This window comes from Rhizobium sp. ZX09, assembly GCF_017357485.1.
Classification (GTDB): Bacteria; Pseudomonadota; Alphaproteobacteria; order Rhizobiales; family Rhizobiaceae; genus Agrobacterium; species Agrobacterium pusense.
In genome coordinates, this window is the sequence record NZ_CP031363.1 from 78,935 (window position 1) to 91,927 (window position 12,993).

Sequence of the window (12,993 nt, forward strand, 5' to 3'; positions counted from 1 at the left end):
GAAAAGATGGTTCAACACGCATCACGCCGCCAAAATCGTGAAAAACCGTTATTTCGGTATTATCAAGCTTGTGTCTGCTGTTTTTTCGAGAAACAAGCGTCGCATGAGTGTTTCAACAGCCCATCCCTTTGATTTCGACCCGACCTACGGCATGCAACGCGAGCAGTTGCTTGCCATCACGCCCCCGGAAGCGCCACCCGGTTTCGATGACTTCTGGGAGAAGCGCTATCGCCGCGCGCTCGCCACTGATCCGCGCCCGGTGCTGCGCCGGAGCAAGCTGAGCGATCCCCGTTGGCAGGTCCTCGATCTGACCTACACCTCCACCGACGGTTTCCGTATCGGTGGATGGCTGCTGTTGCCGCGCGAAGGACAGGTCCGCCGCGGCCTGGTCGTCGGCCACGGTTATGGCGGGCGCGGCGAGCCTGATTTCGATGTGCCGGTGGAAGAGACAGCCGTGCTGTTTCCCTGCTTTCGTGGACTGTCGCTGAGTGCCTGTCCGCCGATTTCATCCGATCCGGCCCTTCACGTTCTCTATAATATCGAGCGGAAAGACGATTATATTATCGGCGGCTGTGTCGATGACCTCTGGATCGCGGTCTCGACGCTTCTCAGCCTTTATCCCTGGCTGGAAGGGCAGGTGGGTTATAGCGGCATCAGCTTTGGGGGTGGTATCGGCGCTCTTGCTATCCCTTATGATAAGCGTATCGACCGCGGCCATCTCGTCGTGCCGACCTTCGGCCACCGACCGTTCTGGCTGACGCTGCCAACGGTCGGCAGCGCGGACGCCGTCCAGACCTATGCGAAGACGCACGCCCATGTGCTTGAAACGTTGCGCCTCTTCGATGCGGCCTGCGCGGCCGCCCGCATAAGCGTGCCCATGCTGATTGCGCCTGCGCTTTTTGATCCAGCCGTGGCGCCGCCCTGCCAGTTCGCGGTGGCCAACGCTTTGCCGCCGTCAAAATTTAATGAAATCTTCATCCTCGACGCCGGGCATTTCGATTACCCTGACAGCGCATCGCAAGATGCGGTCCATAAGGACAAGGTCAGACGGTTTTTCAAGGTGCCATGAAACGCGAATATCTCCGCTGGTATAGTCACAGGCTCCATCGCGACATGGAGCTCCTGATATTCGGTCATGCCGGCGCGAAGGTGCTGATGTTCCCGACACGCGACGGGCGCTTCTTCGAATATGAGGAGTTGGGCGTCGTCGAAAGTCTTTCCCACAAGCTGGAGGCCGGCCACCTCCAGCTTTATTGTATCGAGGGTCTGGCACGGGAAAGTTTCTACGCGGGCCACAACCACCCCGCTGACCGTCTCCGACGTCACGCCGCACTCGAGGCCTATATTCTGGGCGAAGTGCTGCCGCTGATGTCAGAGAAAAATCCGCACGGCAGCACCATCGTGCAGGGCTGCAGCCTCGGTGCCTTTCAGGCCGCCAGCCTCGTGTTCCGTCACCCGCATCTCTTCACCAAGCTCGTCGCCTTTTCCGGCCGCTATGACCTGACGATGGAGGTGGAGTCTTTCGGTGATCTATTCGACGGCTATTATGACGATGACGTCTATTTCCACATGCCGAGCCACTTTCTTCCCGGGTTAAACTGCCCATGGCGGCTCGATCACCTGCGCCGCATCGACATGGTCTTCACCATTGGCGACGCTGACCCCTTTCTGGACAACAATCACCACTTAAGCCGCGTGCTTTCAGGCAAGCAGGTGGGGCACCAGATGCATGTCTGGGAAGGCCGCGCGCATCGGGCGGGTGCGTGGCGCAAGATGGCGGCGCTTTATATTTGAGGCTGGAGCCCGTGCCTCAGGCGAGAAGAAATTCCATCAGGGCATTCTGGGCATGTAGAAGAAAAGCTTTTGCCGACCGGCTCTGACAGGCCGGATGGGCCATTGCGTCCGCGGTCACCTCTTGGCCACGCGAGACTGGCGGACAGGGCAAAAAAATCACATCAGGCCGCATCCTGTCGAGAAGGGAGGCGGATATGCGATAATCGGCCAGATGATGATTGGCGTCGGACGGCCAGGAATCGGTAATGACCACATCCGCATCCAGTAGCTCGTCCATGTCCGTGCTTGCCCGGAAGTTCGGATTGATGAGCGCGGCATCTGTGACGTGCCATTGATCCGGGTAAACCTGCGTGACCTGAATGGGCAGGGAAATCGAGGCTTCGACCCAAGAGCGTAAAATATTGGCGTCCGGTGCTACACCGACGATTTTGAGGCCGGCTTTCTGGCCCCTCAGGCTTTTCACATAGGCTAAATCACCAAGCGTTTCACATGGATGATTGAATTTTGTCCGCGCGTTGATGACAGGTGCGCGCATGTCGGCTGCAAGTGCCCGGAGTGTCGAGAGTTCCTTCGTGCGGATAATCAAAAGATCGAACCAATTGTCGAGATAACCAGCCAGATCGGCAATCTCTTCTCGGCCGTTAAAGTTGATCGGAACGGTAACGCAGGTGCCGCCCATCGCCTGGATACCGAGATCAAAGGCGGCGGTATTGCGCCAGCCAGTGTCGTCAACGATCAGCCCGACACGTTTTCCCTTGAGCGTCTGTGGCATCGTGCCCTGTAACCAGTCCTCGGCCAGAGCGCACGCGCGGTCGATGATCGAGAAGATCGCGTCCGCACTCAGGTTGTGAAACTCCAGAAAGTCTCTGCCCGGCCGGAACGACATATGCACCTCCAAGTGACATTCGATCAACGCTGCATTGAAAAAAGCCGGAAGTCGCCCTCCGGCTTTCGTAAATTGCAGTGCCTGGATTTACCCCGCCAGACCCGCCAGCGCCTTCACCAGGCCCTGCGTAGAGCTGTCATGGCCAGCGGCGCTTTCCTTGCCTTCGACGACCGGAAGCAGGCCGGTCGCCAGTTCCTTGCCAAGCTCCACGCCCCATTGGTCGAAGGAGTTGATGCGGAACAGCACGCCTTCGACGAAGACGCGATGTTCGTAAAGCGCGATCAGGCGGCCAAGCGCGAATGGCGTCAGCTTGTCGTAGACGAAGGTGATGGACGGACGATTGCCGGTGAAGACACGGTGCGGCGCAATGAAATCCGCATGTCTGTCATCCACGCCCTTGGAGGTGAGCTGGGCTTTTGCCTCAGCCAGCGTCCGTCCCTTCATCAGCGCTTCCGACTGCGCCAGGCAATTGGCGATGAGAAGCTGGTGCTGGTGGCGCAGTTCGGGCTCGAAACCGTTGGCTGCGATCATGAATTCCGCCGGGATGACGCTCGTGCCCTGGTGGATCAGCTGATAGAAGGCGTGCTGACCATTCGTGCCGGGCTCGCCCCAGACAACCGGGCCGGACTGGCCTTCGACCGGCGTGCCGTCGATGGTCACACCCTTGCCGTTCGATTCCATGTCCAGCTGCTGCAGATAAGCCGGGAAACGCGACAACCGCTGGTCATAGGGCAGGATCGCCCGCGTCGGGTAATTCAGCACGTTGCGGTGATAAAAACCGAGCAGGCCGAGCAACATCGGCAGATTTTCACGGACCGGCGCCTCGCGGAAGTGGCGATCCATGGCGTGGGCGCCATCCAGGAACTTGCCGAAATTATCCGGACCGATGGCGATCATCAGCGGCAGCCCGATGGCAGACCAGATCGAGTAACGGCCGCCAACCCAGTCCCAGAAACCGAAGATGCGGTCGCTTTCGATGCCGAAGGCGGTAACCTTGTCCAGCGCTGTGGAAACCGCGGCAAAGTGATGCTTGACGGCGTCTTCGCCCAGCTTTTCGGCGATGAAGCGGCGCGCCGTGGCGGCGTTCGTCATCGTCTCGATGGTGGTGAAGGTCTTCGACGCCACGATGAAGAGCGACGTCTCGGGGTCGATGAGCTTCAGCGTATCGGCGATATGCGCGCCATCAATGTTCGAGACGAAATGCGCCCGCGGGCCGTCATGGAAAGGTGCCAGCGCCAGCGTTGCCATGACCGGGCCGAGGTCGGAACCGCCAATGCCGATATTGATGACATCGGTAATCTTTTTACCGGTCGCGCCCTTCAGCGAACCGGAACGGATGGCATCGGCAAACTTGCCCATGGCAGACAGAACCGCGTTCACATCGGGCATCACGTCCTTGCCGTCAACGAGAACCGGCGTGTTGGCGCGATTGCGCAACGCGGTATGCAGGACGGCACGGTCTTCGGTGAAATTGATCGCCTTGCCGGAGAACATCTCCTCGCGCTTGGCCTCGACGCCGCCTTCTTGTGCAAGCTGTTCGAGAAGCGTGACGATCTCTTCATTCACGGCGCACTTGGAATAATCCATCAGCAGGTCATCGAACTTGGCGCTGAAACGGCTGAATCTCTTGTCATCGGCCGCAAAGGCGGCGCGAAGATCGGTTGCGGCTGTGCTGCTCGCCGTTGCTTTCAGTTTTTCGATGGTGGCCTGCATCTCGTGCTCCTCGGCTTCCGTGGAAGGATGAGGAAACTATTCTTTTTCAGGCGGCCAAATCAAGGCGGCTTCGATAAAAGAAAAGAGCCGGTCACCCGGCTCGATTTCGTTCAGTTCAGATTGCGCAATTCGCGCCGCAGGATCTTGCCGACATTCGATTTCGGCAGCTCGGTACGGAACTCGATGATCTTCGGCCGCTTGTAGTTTGTCAGGTTCTTGGCGCAGAAAGCCTTGAGTTCCGCTTCCGTGAGCGACTGGTCCTTCTTGACCACAAAAAGCTTGACGGTTTCGCCGGAGTGCTCGTCCGGAACGCCGATGGCGGCGCATTCCAGGACGCCTGGATGGCTGGCGGCCACTTCCTCCACCTCGTTCGGATAGACGTTGAAACCGGAGACGAGGATCATGTCCTTCTTGCGGTCGACGATTTTGGTATAACCGCGTTCATCCATGAAGCCCATGTCGCCGGAACGGAAGAAGCCGTCTGATGTCATCGCCTTTGCCGTCTCGTCCGGCCGCTGCCAATAACCCGCCATCACCTGCGGCCCACGGATGCAGATTTCTCCGACCTCTCCGGTGGGGAGGCTGTTGCCGTCCTCGTCGCGAATATCGATTTCGGTGGAAGAGATCGGCAGGCCGATGGTTCCGCTGAACTCCGTGGAATCGAGGCGGTTGACGGTGGCAACCGGCGATGTCTCGGAGAGGCCGTAACCCTCCGCAATGGGGCAGCCGACGATGGAAAGCCAGCGTTCCGCGACAGGCCTTTGCACCGCCATGCCGCCGCCGAGAACCAGAATGAGCGACGACAGATCGAGCTTGCGGAAATCCTCGTTGTTCATCAGCGCGTTGAAAAGCGTATTGATGCCGGGGAAGATATGCGGCTGATAATGCGACAATTCTTTCACAAAACCGGGAATATCGCGCGGATTGGCAATCAGCAGATTGTGGCCGCCAAGCGCAATGCCCATCAGCGAATTCACCGTCAAGGCGAAGATGTGGCAGAGCGGCAGCGCGCAGATGAAGTTGAGGACTTCCGGGCGATCCTTTTGGCCGTTGAAGGCGGCGTCCAGCCACAGGCTGATCTGAAGCTTGTTGGCCAGAAGGTTGGCATGCGTGAGAACCGCACCCTTGGATACACCAGTCGTGCCCCCGGTATATTGCAGGAAAGCAATGTCCTGCGCCGTGAGGCTGACCGGCTTCAGCGAAAATCCCTGACCTTCCTTCAGCATCGCCTTGAAGCTGATGGAGCCGGGAATGGTATAGGCGGGCACCAGTTTCTTGACCTTGCGGACCACCAGGTTGACGATATGTCCCTTGAGGCCGAGAAGATCGCCCATCGCCGCGACGACCACGTGCCGCACCGCGGTTTTCGGCACCGCCTGCTGCGCCACATGTGCAAAGTTCTCCAGCACGAAAAGCGCCTTCGCGCCGGAATCCTTCAGCTGATGTTCCAGCTCGCGCGGTGTGTAAAGCGGATTGACATTGACCACCACCATGCCTGCCCGCAGGATTCCATAAACCGCAACCGGATTTTGGAGGATGTTCGGCATCATCACGGCAACCCGGTCGCCCTTTTCCAGTCCTCTGGACTGCAGCCAGGCGGCGACGGCTCGGGTTTCAGCGTCCAGTTCCCGGTAGGTCAGCGACTTTCCCATGCTGGAAAAGGCCTTCCGGTCGGCAAACTGCACACAGCTCTTTTGGAGAAGATCGACGAGGGAGGCATTGGTCGATACGGGAATTTCGGAAGGAACGCCCGGCGGATAGGAAGACAGCCAGCGCTTCCCAATGACGGCGTTCTGCGGGTGTCCCAGGGACAATTCACTCATGCTGCTCCTCCCAGAGTCTCTTCGCGCCGCGCATTCTGTGGAACGCGTGAACAGCGCTTTCAGCTGCCTGATGTTCACGAGGCTCCCGCACCTGCCGGCATCTGCCGGCGTGAGGGAACCACTTGTGACGTCACCGGATCGACTGCTCCTCCCGCTCCCCGGTGACGAATGATAGACGCGTAATCCCTTGACGTCCATCTTATCGGCGAAACCTATTTAACTCTAACGTAAACGTCAATATTGCTGCCGCACATCTCGCCAACTCGTGATGGAAAATGCATTTTCCCGGTCTTTTTTGACTTTAATCCTGATTTGAGCGATCAACATAATTCGCAAAGCAGGGCAGGATTGGAAATGGCAGGCAGCGCAGCGCTAGAACTGAAATCGGTGGGCAAGAAATTCGGTGATACGGATGTATTGTCCGACATCGATCTGTCCGTCGAAAGCGGTGAGATCATTTGTCTTGTAGGGCGCTCCGGCTGCGGAAAATCAACCTTGCTGCGTATCATCGCGGGCGTGGAGACACCCGATAAGGGCAGCGTTTCCCTGAACGGCGCTGTGGTGGCCGGGTCTGGAGCTTTCATCGAGCCCGAAAAGCGCAATATCGGTTTCGTATTTCAGGATTATGCGCTCTTCCCGCACCTTACCGTCGAGCAGAACGTCATGTTCGGCCTCCGCTCGCTGCCGAAAGCGCAGGCCCGGGCGCGCACTGCGGAGATGATCGAACATGTGCATCTCAAGGAACTTGCGAAACGTTATCCGCATACGCTGTCGGGCGGTGAGCAGCAGCGCGTCGCGCTTGCCCGTGCACTCGCCCCGCAGCCTGGCCTTCTGCTGATGGACGAGCCTTTTTCCAATCTGGACAGGGGATTGCGTGACGATGTGCGCGAAGAGACGCTCGGTCTTCTACGCCAGCTGGGTACGACGGCAATCATGGTTACTCACGATCCCGAAGAAGCGCTTTCGGCGGGCGATCGCGTGGTTCTGATGCAGCGCGGACGGATCGTGCAAAGCGGCACGGGTTACGAAATCCACGACCATCCCAAGACCCGCTATGCCGCTGATTTTTTCTGCGCCTTCAACAAGATTGAAGGACGGGTAAGGCAGGGTCGTGTGGAAACGCCGCTTGGCCTGCTGGGGGATGCCTCCGATCTGCCCGATGGCCTCGCGGCGGTTGCCTATGTTCGGCCCAATGCGATTTCGATTATCGAAGACACCGCGAAAGAAGGTATCGCTGGCGAAATATCGAGCCGGGTCTTCCTGGGGGAGATCGAACAGCTCGGCATCGCCGTGCCCGGATTACCAGCTGATCTTCGCGTCAGAACAATGCAGCGTACAGCCGCCAAGACGCGGGCGATACGCTTCGGAATTGATCCGAAGGGCGTGCTGATATTTACCTGAAGTTGAATGAGCTCATTTGCATGTTCATTTTCTCCCCGTTTTCAACTGTTGGTGATCAAAAGGCGGCGGAAAATGGCGAAATAAAACTTGATTTGTATCATCATGTATGATGTCTGCTCCCCCTATTGCCGTTATCGGAGAGGGAGACAAAACATGAAGAAATTTACCGGGTTCGCCCTGCTTGCCAGCACGGTTGCCTTTGCAGCCGGCGCAGCCAATGCTGCTGAACTCAATATCTATACCACCCGCGAGCCCGGCCTCATTCAGCCCCTCCTGGACTCCTTCACCGCTTCGAGCGGCGTGAAGGTCAATACCGTGTTTTTGAAGGACGGCCTTGCGGAGCGTGTGCTGAGCGAAGGCGCGAGTTCGCCGGCTGACGTTCTGATGACGGTGGACGCCGGCAATCTTGTCGATCTCGCTGAAAAGGGCGTAACGCAGGCGGTCGAATCCGAGACCCTGAGCAAGGCCATCCCCGCTGAACTGCGCGATGCCAAGGGTCACTGGTTCGCGCTTTCCATGCGAGCCCGCGTTCTGTATGCAGCCAAGGACCTCGATCTCGCTTCCTTCAATTATGAAGATCTCGCTGATGCGAAGTGGAAGGGCAAGGTCTGCATTCGCGCCGGCCAGCATCCCTATAATACGGCGCTGTTTGCCGACTACATCGCCCATTATGGCGCTGAAGACACCGAGAAGTGGCTTGCCGGCGTCAAGGAAAACCTCGCCCGCAAGGCAGGCGGCGGTGACCGCGATGTCGCCAAGGACATCCTCGGCGGCATTTGCGATATCGGTATCGCCAACTCCTATTATGTCGGCCTGATGCGCTCGGGCAAGGGCGGCGAGGAGCAGGTGAAGTGGGGCGACGCCATCAAGGTGGTTCTGCCGACCTTCAAGAATGGCGGCACGCAGGTCAATATCAGCGGCGCAGCCGTGGCGAAGAATGCGCCGAACAAGGCGGAAGCCGTCAAGCTTCTGGAATATCTCGTTTCCGACGAAGCTCAGAAGATCTATGCCGAGGCCAACTACGAATATCCGGTCAAGCAGGGCGCGGCTCTCAACGAGATCGTCGCTTCGTTCGGCACGCTGAAGATCGATAACAAGCCGCTGACGGAAATCGTATCGCATCGCAAGCAGGCGAGCGAGCTGGTCGACAAGGTCGGTTTCGACAAGTAAAGGCCAATCAGCGATAACATGTGAAAGGCGTTCGCAATTGCGGGCGCCTTTCCGCGTATTTTCCAGAAGCACATGAACCCAGACGCCACCCAGCCATTGTCACCTCGTGCCCGAGCCAGATTTTCATCCTCCTTCTGGTGGCTGTGCCTTTCAGTGCTGGCGGTTTGCAGCGCCATGGTTCCGGTTATGGCGCTTGTCTCGCAGGCGTTGCAGGGTTCTGATGGCCTTTGGTCGCATCTGGGCTCAACCGTGCTCTGGACGGCGCTTCCGGATACGGCGATCCTTCTTGCCGGTGTCGGGCTGCTGGCAGGTATCGTCGGAACCTGTGCCGCCTGGCTGGTCACCGCCTATGATTTTCCCGGCCGCAAAATATTGGAATGGGCGCTGCTGCTGCCGCTGGCCATGCCCACCTATATCGTCGCTTACGCCTATCTGGATATTCTGCATCCCATCGGGCCTGTGCAGGGCGCGATCCGCTGGCTGCTCGGCTATTCCAGCCCGCGTGAATTCCGTCTTCCGGACATAAGGTCCATGACCGGATGCATCGTCCTTCTCGGCTTCGTGCTGTTTCCCTATGTCTATATTCCCGTGCGCGCCATGTTCCTCACGCAGGCAGGCAACCTGCTGGAAGCGGCGCGCACGCTCGGAGTCTCCAGACGTGCGGCTTTCTTCAAGGTAGCGGTGCCGCTGGCGCGCCCGGCGATTGCGGTCGGCGTCAGCCTTGCCTTGATGGAAGCGCTGAACGATATCGGCGCGTCCGAATTTCTTGGCGTCCGCACACTCACCGTCTCCGTCTACACCACCTGGGTCACGAAATCCGACCTGCCGGGTGCGGCGCAGATTGCGCTTTCCATGCTGTTCATCGTTGTCGCCCTCGTGGCGCTTGAGCGCTGGGCGCGACGCAAGCAGCGCTACGCGGTCTCTGCGCAGAAAAGCAGGCAACTGGAGCCGCTGCGGCTCAATGGCCTGAAGGGTTGGGCCGCTTTCTTGTTGGGCAGCTTGCCGGTCCTGATCGGTTTTATGGCGCCAGCCAGCTATCTCGTCACCGAGGCATGGAAACGGTTTCGTTTCAACGGTTTGTCCCCCCGTTTTGCCGATGAGGCCCTGAACACCATCGTCTTTGCCGGGGTGGCGACGGTGATCACCCTCATCCTCGGCCTTGTCGTCGCTTACGCCATGCGCCTTGCGCCGGGCCGCCTGTCGCTCTGGTCCTATCGTCTTTCGACGGTGGGATATGCTGCCCCCGGAACGGTCATCGCCATCGGCGTCCTGATCGCGCTCGGCGGCTTTGACCGCTTTGTCGACGAGACCATGCGCGACTGGTTCGGCCTATCGACAGGCCTCATCTTCATCGGCAGTGGCGCCGCGCTGATCTACGCCTATTCCGCACGTTTCCTTACCATTGCCGCTGGTGGGGTGGATGCTGGCCTCAGCCGCATCCCGCAGTCCTTCGATCACGCCTCGCGAACGCTCGGGCGATCCGCGACGCAGACATTCCGACACGTCCATCTTCCGCTTTCCAAGGCCTCACTTGCGGCTGCGGCACTGCTGATCTTCGTGGATTGCGTCAAGGAGCTTCCCGCTACGCTCCTGTTGCGGCCGCTCAATTTCGAAACCTTTGCTACCCATCTTTATGGCGAAGCGGCGCGTGGCACCTACGAGGAGGCGGCCATCGCAGCGCTGGCAATCGTCGTCATCGGCATGCTTCCGGTCATGCAACTTGCAAGGATCGGCCGGCGCAAGAGCTGACATCGAAGCTCCGCCGGATAAATTGCGGGCGCAAAATTGTGCGAGAGGCCAATAAGCTTCAAATCCACCCAGAAAACGACAAGCATCGGGCCTTAATCCTGATGTAAATACTCAGCTTAATTGAGGTGCTGCGACCCTTGGGATATCAATACGGTCGCGATGTTTTCGGGGCATATCTTGAAAAATTTGCATGGGATGTTTTTGCGCCATCTGGCTTTGGGAACGGCTGCCGTAGTTTTGCTGGCGCCCGCGATGGTGCATGCGCAGGACACAACCGTCCTTCAGCAGATTACCGTTGACGGGCAGGGCGCAGAAAACGCAACCGGTCCCGTCCGGGGCTACGTCGCGAAGAAAAGCGCGACGGGTTCAAAAACCGACACGGAAACCAGAGATATTCCGCAATCCGTATCGGTCGTCGGCCGCCAGGAAATGAACGATCGCGGTGCGGTGACGAAGATCGACGAGGTGCTGCGGTATACTCCAGGCGTGACGGCGGAGCCCTTTGGCACGGATCCGGATACGGACTGGTTTTACATTCGCGGTTTTCAGGCCACCCAGACTGGGGTGTTTTTGGATGGGCTGAACCTGTTCAGTTACGGTTTCGGCGGTTTCCAGATGGATGCCTATGGTCTGGAGCGGGTTGAAGTCCTGAAGGGGCCTGCGTCGGTGCTCTACGGCGGCGCCAATCCCGGTGGCATCGTTGAGATGATCCGCAAGCGCACCCAGGAGGAACCCGTTCGCGAAACGGAAATCGGCATCAATAATTTCGGCAACGCTTTCTTCGGTTTCGATCTCGGCGACAAGGTGGATGATGAGGGCGTATGGAAATACCGCGTCACCGGCAAGGTCTCGGGCGGCGACAACTATACGAATTACTCCGAGGATTTGCGCGGCTTCATCATGCCGCAAGTCACTTTCGAGCCGGATGCGCAGACAAGCGCCACGCTCTATGGGTATTTTTCGGCGCTTGACCAGGTGCATGTGGGCAACGGTTTCCTGCCTTATGTCGGCACCGTGGCCGACGCGCCCTTCGGCAAGCTCAACCGTGAAGCCTTTTATGGTGAGCCGGACCTTGATAACGGCCGCGTCTATCAATCGATGGTGGGCTACGAGGTCAGCCATGAATTCGACAATGGCTGGAAGATCAGTCAGAACGCCCGCTATGGGCATCTGTACAAGCACGAGACCGGGCCCTATCCCGGCGGCTGGGCAAATGCCGATGCCAACGGCCAGCCGAGACTCGATCCGATCACCAGGGACTATATGCTGACCCGCTTCGGTTACGACGGCGTGTCGAAGGGCGATAGCTTCGGTGTGGATAACCGAGTGGAAGGCCAGTTCGATACCGGCGCTGTCAGCCATTCACTGCTCTTTGGTCTGGACTATAAATATTACCGGCTGGATCAGGTGCAGGCCTGCTGCGGGTCGAATGCGATCGGCGCGCTCAATCCGGTTTACGGTTCGGCGCAGGGAACGAATTTCGTTTATGCCGATAACATCGTGACCCAACAGCAGATCGGCATTTATGCGCAGGACCAGCTGCGGTTCGGAGATGGCTGGCTTGTGACGCTGAATGGCCGTTACGACTATGTCGATACGGAGCTGAACAACAGATTGCCGACGGGCCTGTCCCGCCGCTCCAGTGACGACGCGCTGAGCGGCCGCGCCGGCCTTGCCTACGAATTCGACAATGGCCTGACGCCCTACGTCTCCGCCGCCACCTTCTTTAATCCGCTTATCGATACGCTTGCAGACGGCACACCCGCCGTGCCGGAAGAAGGCCACCAGTTCGAAGCCGGCATCAAATACGAGCCGACGTTCTTCGATGGCAGCATCACCGCCTCGGTCTTCAAGCTGGTCAAGGATAATGCTATCGTGTCCTATACGGCGGGTGGGGTGACCACCAGCGGCCAGTTCGGACAGGTCGAATCCACCGGCTTCGAGCTGGAGGCCAAAGCCAATCTCAATGAAAACTGGAAGGCACTTGCCTCCTATTCCTACACCGATATCGACATTACCCGCGATGCCAATCCAAATCTCATTGGCAAATCGCCATGGATCGTGCCCGCCCATACCGCTTCGCTGTGGCTGGACTATGCTTTCACCCCGGATACACTTGACGGACTGAGCATCGGCGGCGGTGTGCGCTATCAGGGCAAGTCCTGGGCGGATGCGGCGAATACATTGCGCGTTCCTGACGCCGCTGTTTTCGATGCCGCGGTCCGTTACCAGAAGGACGACTGGACCGCATCCATCAACGTCGCCAATGTCTTTGACAAGGAATACGTCAAGGGCTGCGCCGGTATCTCCGTCTGCGGCTGGGGCGACAGCCGCACCATCACCTTCAAGCTTTCCAAGAAGTGGTAAGGCCTGGTCAAAGGCCGCAGTTGCGGGAAAATTGGTTTGCCACTATAAACATGAATAAACTTATCATGTTATAGTGGCGCCATGGCGCGC

General features: G+C 58.5%; 9 protein-coding genes. 6 read left to right on the forward strand and 3 right to left on the reverse strand.

What is annotated here, in order from left to right:
- The first annotated feature begins 103 nt into the window (after nt 1-103).
- Together BTN45_RS00385 and BTN45_RS00390 are read left to right on the forward strand one after the other, a co-directional pair.
- Entirely contained in the window at nt 104-1,069 is a 966-nt protein-coding gene (locus tag BTN45_RS00385) for an acetylxylan esterase (protein ID WP_207588521.1), read from the forward strand.
- A complete protein-coding gene (locus tag BTN45_RS00390) occupies nt 1,066-1,794 on the forward strand; it encodes an alpha/beta hydrolase-fold protein (protein ID WP_113380907.1) in 729 nt (242 codons plus the stop codon). The genes BTN45_RS00385 and BTN45_RS00390 overlap by 4 nt, the downstream gene beginning before the upstream one ends.
- A gap of 16 nt (nt 1,795-1,810) precedes the next feature.
- Here BTN45_RS00390 and BTN45_RS00395 read toward each other — a convergent pair whose 3' ends face one another.
- The 3 genes from BTN45_RS00395 to BTN45_RS00405 form a co-directional block, all read right to left on the reverse strand.
- Nucleotides 1,811-2,680, reverse strand: a complete 870-nt coding sequence (locus BTN45_RS00395) for an ornithine carbamoyltransferase (RefSeq protein WP_207588523.1) — start codon at nt 2,678-2,680, stop codon at nt 1,811-1,813.
- A gap of 87 nt (nt 2,681-2,767) precedes the next feature.
- Nucleotides 2,768-4,393: a glucose-6-phosphate isomerase gene (gene pgi, locus BTN45_RS00400; RefSeq protein ID WP_137068269.1), complete on the reverse strand. Its 1,626-nt coding sequence runs from the start codon at nt 4,391-4,393 to the stop codon at nt 2,768-2,770.
- Between the two features lie 110 nt (nt 4,394-4,503).
- Nucleotides 4,504-6,216, reverse strand: a complete 1,713-nt coding sequence (locus BTN45_RS00405; protein ID WP_207588525.1) for a long-chain fatty acid--CoA ligase — start codon at nt 6,214-6,216, stop codon at nt 4,504-4,506.
- Nucleotides 6,217-6,570: 354 nt separating this feature from the next.
- On the opposite strand from BTN45_RS00405, the gene BTN45_RS00410 reads away from it, so the two are divergent.
- The 4 genes from BTN45_RS00410 (at nt 6,571) to BTN45_RS00425 (ending at nt 12,903) form a co-directional block, all read left to right on the forward strand.
- Entirely contained in the window at nt 6,571-7,617 is a 1,047-nt protein-coding gene (locus BTN45_RS00410; RefSeq protein ID WP_037089365.1) for an ABC transporter ATP-binding protein, read from the forward strand.
- 153 nt (nt 7,618-7,770) lie between these two features.
- On the forward strand, nt 7,771-8,787 hold the full coding sequence (locus BTN45_RS00415; RefSeq protein ID WP_004439728.1) for a Fe(3+) ABC transporter substrate-binding protein: 1,017 nt from the start codon (nt 7,771-7,773) through the stop codon (nt 8,785-8,787).
- A 72-nt stretch (nt 8,788-8,859) separates the two neighbouring features.
- A complete protein-coding gene (locus BTN45_RS00420) occupies nt 8,860-10,536 on the forward strand; it encodes an iron ABC transporter permease (RefSeq protein WP_113380911.1) in 1,677 nt (558 codons plus the stop codon).
- A 159-nt stretch (nt 10,537-10,695) separates the two neighbouring features.
- Nucleotides 10,696-12,903, forward strand: a complete 2,208-nt coding sequence (locus BTN45_RS00425; protein WP_207588527.1) for a TonB-dependent siderophore receptor — start codon at nt 10,696-10,698, stop codon at nt 12,901-12,903.
- The last annotated feature ends 90 nt before the right edge of the window (nt 12,904-12,993 follow it).

Excerpts from the sequence above, each read along its gene's own strand:
- BTN45_RS00385 (WP_207588521.1), top strand. The coding sequence starts at position 104 with ATGAGTGTTTCAACAGCCCATCCCTTTGATTTCGACCCGACCTACGGC.
- BTN45_RS00390 (WP_113380907.1), top strand. The coding sequence starts at position 1,066 with ATGAAACGCGAATATCTCCGCTGGTATAGTCACAGGCTCCATCGCGAC.
- BTN45_RS00395 (WP_207588523.1), bottom strand. The coding sequence starts at position 2,680 with ATGTCGTTCCGGCCGGGCAGAGACTTTCTGGAGTTTCACAACCTGAGT.
- pgi (WP_137068269.1), bottom strand. The coding sequence starts at position 4,393 with ATGCAGGCCACCATCGAAAAACTGAAAGCAACGGCGAGCAGCACAGCC.
- BTN45_RS00405 (WP_207588525.1), bottom strand. The coding sequence starts at position 6,216 with ATGAGTGAATTGTCCCTGGGACACCCGCAGAACGCCGTCATTGGGAAG.
- BTN45_RS00410 (WP_037089365.1), top strand. The coding sequence starts at position 6,571 with ATGGCAGGCAGCGCAGCGCTAGAACTGAAATCGGTGGGCAAGAAATTC.
- BTN45_RS00415 (WP_004439728.1), top strand. The coding sequence starts at position 7,771 with ATGAAGAAATTTACCGGGTTCGCCCTGCTTGCCAGCACGGTTGCCTTT.
- BTN45_RS00420 (WP_113380911.1), top strand. The coding sequence starts at position 8,860 with ATGAACCCAGACGCCACCCAGCCATTGTCACCTCGTGCCCGAGCCAGA.
- BTN45_RS00425 (WP_207588527.1), top strand. The coding sequence starts at position 10,696 with ATGTTTTCGGGGCATATCTTGAAAAATTTGCATGGGATGTTTTTGCGC.